The organism is Acidovorax sp. HMWF018, from assembly GCF_003061035.1.
Classification (GTDB): Bacteria; Pseudomonadota; Gammaproteobacteria; order Burkholderiales; family Burkholderiaceae_C; genus Acidovorax; species Acidovorax delafieldii.
Window position 1 is genome coordinate 1 of the sequence record NZ_QAIM01000340.1, and the last position, 4,108, is coordinate 4,108.

A 4,108-nucleotide genomic window follows, 5' to 3' on the forward strand; every position below is an offset into this window, starting at 1 on the left:
GGTGCATGCGCCAGCCCCGCCTCCAGTGCGTGGGTTAGGCACCAGGCGCAGGGGGTGTGTGTCTCTTCGCTGTGCTCGTCGCTGGCTGCGGAGCTGGTTGCCAACGCATCCACATCGACTGCGGTTGCCGAGGCCGTGGTTCTGCCCACCAGCTCTTGGATGTGCCGCGCCTCATGCAAGGGCGCGCCCGCCAGCGCGTTGAACAACGCCACCAGCAGAAGCACGATGTGGAAAGGCAGGGCGGGGATGGTGCGGCGCAGCATGACGGGATGCGAATCATACTCAACTGCGGGTGGCAGCTTACTGAACGGGTCTCGTCGGGAGTTGAAGCAACGCCACCCAACGCCGCAGAAGATGGGGCTTTTGGCCTTTTTCAGGGAACAGTCCAAATGGGCAGCGAACGTGAAGTTGCAACCTCCGTGACTCCGTAGGTATGGCCAGGAACCCTTCCGCCGGGCACTAGGCGGCAACGCTTCCACACGCCGCATGATGTGCTCCAGGCTCCCTTGCATGCCTGCGCATAGCGCAGACAATGCATACCTACAGCCCTTTGGTGAAAAATCTCGCGCTGTATGGAGGTGTACTAGGCAGGAAAAATGATATTAGGCGGACAAAGATCCGCCCAATACTCAAAATTTCTTCCTATGGGCTTCGTCAATATGCTGACCTTTAGTTAACGTTACGTTAACTATTTTAATAAATAAATATTTTGCGGAGAAATAATGCAGGCAAATTTGAGTATCAAGGGTATTACGGTTCAAAATATTTACTCGCAGTACTTGCTTGGTTATTATTTGATCAATCGAAGGTATCAGCGAAAACTTGTTTGGAGTATTGATGAGAAAGCGAAATTTATCGATTCTATTCTTAATGGGTACCCTATACCCATGATATTAGGTGCAAACTATAAAAAAGCGGACGACAGCAATGCACTAGAAGTATTGGATGGAATGCAAAGATTGAATGCGGTAACGTCATTTATTGAAGGTGAGTTTTCGGTTTCGTCGCATTACTTCAATTTAGAGGCCATTGCTCAGACGAAAGCAAAAAAGGACTCCGGAGAACTAATTCAGAAGGAGCCGGCATTGCCTATCGACGAGTGTGCAAAAATACTTGATTATCCGGTGCCCTTCTCAATTTTTGATGAGAGCGAGCCCTTAAAGCTCGATGAGAGCTTTCGAAGAATAAATACGGGCGGCAGGACTCTTTCAAAGCAAGATGTTCGCCAAGCCGGCTCGCTTGGATTAATTCCAGAATCCATAAATGAAGCGGCAATATATATCAGAAAGGACAGCTCTCACTCAAATTTCGTTGATCTTCGGAATATGAGAAGTATTAGTCTAAGCAACAGAGGGCTTGCTTATGGGATAAATTTGACTGATATATTTTGGGCGAAGCACGGAATAATAACGCAAGACAATATCAGAATGTCCCGTGATGAAGAGCTGGTTGCGCACCTGCTTTCATATATTGCGGATTGCGTCGGCGCCCAAACTACCTCTCATTACTTGGATGAGATATATGACAGCCAAACAAATGAAGCGGAACAGCTTGCGAGGCAAATCAATAAATTAGGCAAGGAGACGCTACTTCGACATTTTAAGCACGTTTTTGAGGAGTTGAAAAAAACAATTGAATGTCGCGATCAAAATTTTAAAAGCCTTGTTTTTAAAGGTAAGCCAAATAAGGTGACGCAAGTCTATCAAGTGATATTCATTGCTATGCACAAGGCTATAATTCAAGAAAATCTAAAAATAGCTAATTATGAGAATTTGCAGTCCTCTCTTGAAGGCATCTTTGATGCACACCTCACATCACTAAATTCAGATCAAAAGTGGACCGCTCAAGAAAGAGAGGCTCTTTCTAATGCAGTCCTGGGTGTTATCAGGAAAAATTTTGCACCAAAGGTTGGCATTGATCGTAATTTAAGTGGTTGGGTGGAAAATCTTGAGAATATTCTCAATGAATCCAGGACGGAGCAGGTCTGTTATGATTTTAAGATGGGATTTTGTCAGATAACTGGCGCGCAGAGCCCGTTTTTGCCAAAGGTGGTCAGTAAAATCGTAAAGACTCTTACTGCGATGACGAACACCAAGCCGGGGGAATGTTACGTCATCGTGGGTGTTGCTGACAAAGAATCAGATGCATTAATACACGACACCCATTTTGGATCCACGAGTGTCAGATACAAAACCTTTTTCATAACTGGCATAGATGAAGAAGCGAAAATGTATCATGGGGATTTAAGCCAACTTGAGCAAAAAATAATTCAGCAGATAGATAAGGAGCCTATATCCGACGAATTCAAGGCGCAGATCAAGGCAAACTTGGTCACTTTTAGCTATGGGGCAAAAGAGATCTGCCTCTTTAAGGCTGTGCGTGGGACTGAACCGGCAATGTATCATGAAAAATTTTACGCAAGAGCACTTTCTCATAATGAGGAAATTGAATCGACAAAATATTTCACATTCTTCAAGATGTTTGAAAAAGACTCGGCTCTTGCTCAAAAATAATGGCAGCGCAGATTGCTGTTCTGATATTATATTTTGATAACCCGCCAGTTTCTTATGGCCATGGGGTAGTCGCTACAATGCAGATGCCTTGTCGAGCGCATTAAGCAGTGTTCTCCAATGCAGTCATTTAAAATAAAAACGCCAGCATTTGCTGGCGTTTTTCCTGGTTTGGATGTTTGATTAACTAACTTTCTGCACTATCTTAATAATGCTGGAAAAATCCAGCCCCCCATGCCCCGCCAGGCTGTGCGCCGCATACAGATTGCGCGCCATGCCCCCCAGCGGCGTGGCCGCCTTCACCGCCATCGCGTTCTCCTGCGCCAGCCCTAGGTCCTTGAGCATCAAGTCCGTGCCAAAGCCACCCGCGTAACCCTTGCTGGCGGGCGCGGTTTCCATCACGCCGGGGAAGGGGTTGTACTTCTCCAGCGCCCAGTTGCCGCCCGAGCTGCGGCGCATGATTTCGCTCAGCACCTTGGGGTCCAGGCCGTTGGCGACGCCCAGGGCAATGGCTTCGCTGGTGCCGGCCATCAGGATGCCCAGCAGCATGTTGTTGCAGATCTTGGCGGTCTGGCCTGCGCCCACGCTGCCAGCGTGGAAGATGTTGGCGCCCATTTTTTCGAGCACGGGGCGGGCGCGTTCCAGGTCGGCCGCATCGCCGCCCACCATGAAGGTGAGGGTGCCTGCAATGGCGCCGCCGGTGCCGCCCGACACGGGGGCGTCGATGAAGGCCACGCCCTTGGCCTTGGCGGCCTCGGCCACCTTGCGGGAGGTGGCGGCTGCGATGGTGGAGCAGTCGATGATCAGCGTGCCCGCAGGCAGCTGGGCCAGCAGCTCGCCCGCGCCGAGGAACAAGCCTTCCACATGCTGGCTCGCGGGCAGCATGCTGATGACGACTTCGGCGCCTGCGACTGCCGCCTTGGCATCGGTGGCGATGGGCACGCCGTCTGCGGCCAGCTTGTCGCGGGCGGGTTGCGAGAGGTCGAACGCGCGCACTTCGTGGCCTGCCTTGTGCAGGTTGTGTGCCATGGGGCCGCCCATGTTGCCGAGGCCGATGAATGCGATTTTCATGGTGTGTTGCTCCTGGATGTCGTTGTGATGGTGAAAGAAAAAGGGTTCGGATTTGGTATGAATTTGATAGCTACCAGCGCATATTCATCTAGCGCTTGAGCCCAAAAATATCTGAAATCAATCGGTGATGTCTGCTCCGCGGCCCGCCAGCTCAGCGCGGAGCACCGACCGGTGGCAGCGCGCTTCGTCCTCGCAGTAGCAGCCCAGCGACATTGCGCTGTGGTGCGACAGCGCGGCCAGCAAATCCAGCGTGCGGCTGGCCTCGGGCTGGGCCAGTTCTTTGCGGAACTGTTTAGCGAAAGCCTCCCAGGCCTTGTCGCCTTCTTGGCCAGTAGGCACCTGCTGGCCCTGGGCCATGAGGTCGGCGCTGGGGGATAGCAGGGGGTACCACACGTCGTAGTAGTCGCGGCTGGCGAACTCGGCCTTGGGCACGCCACGCGGCGGGCGGCGCACGGTGCCAATGCGGGTGCCTTCCCCGGCGGCGCGCGGGGTGCCAAGGCGGACGATGCGAAGGGACATGGTGGGGC

General features: G+C 52.0%; 4 protein-coding genes. 1 reads left to right on the forward strand and 3 read right to left on the reverse strand.

The annotated features are described in order from the left end of the window. The coding region (locus DBR23_RS12820) for a hypothetical protein (RefSeq protein ID WP_146191324.1) at window positions 1-263 on the reverse strand (263 nt) is incomplete at its 3' end. A 459-nt stretch (window positions 264-722) separates the two neighbouring features. Here DBR23_RS12820 and DBR23_RS12825 point away from each other — a divergent pair. After that, window positions 723-2,513, forward strand: a complete 1,791-nt coding sequence (locus tag DBR23_RS12825; RefSeq protein ID WP_108498503.1) for a DUF262 domain-containing protein — start codon at window positions 723-725, stop codon at window positions 2,511-2,513. Window positions 2,514-2,693: 180 nt separating this feature from the next. Here DBR23_RS12825 and mmsB read toward each other — a convergent pair whose 3' ends face one another. Together mmsB and DBR23_RS12835 are read right to left on the reverse strand one after the other, a co-directional pair. Then, window positions 2,694-3,665 (reverse strand): 3-hydroxyisobutyrate dehydrogenase, encoded by a 972-nt coding sequence (mmsB, locus tag DBR23_RS12830; protein WP_369882112.1) that lies wholly within the window; start codon window positions 3,663-3,665, stop codon window positions 2,694-2,696. A gap of 33 nt (window positions 3,666-3,698) precedes the next feature. Next, on the reverse strand, window positions 3,699-4,100 hold the full coding sequence (locus DBR23_RS12835) for a DUF488 domain-containing protein (protein WP_108498505.1): 402 nt from the start codon (window positions 4,098-4,100) through the stop codon (window positions 3,699-3,701). Window positions 4,101-4,108 lie beyond the last annotated feature (8 nt).

Bases quoted from the DNA above. Each gene is read 5' to 3' on its own strand.
- DBR23_RS12825 (WP_108498503.1), top strand. From the start codon at position 723: ATGCAGGCAAATTTGAGTATCAAGGGTATTACGGTTCAAAATATTTAC.
- DBR23_RS12835 (WP_108498505.1), bottom strand. From the start codon at position 4,100: ATGTCCCTTCGCATCGTCCGCCTTGGCACCCCGCGCGCCGCCGGGGAA.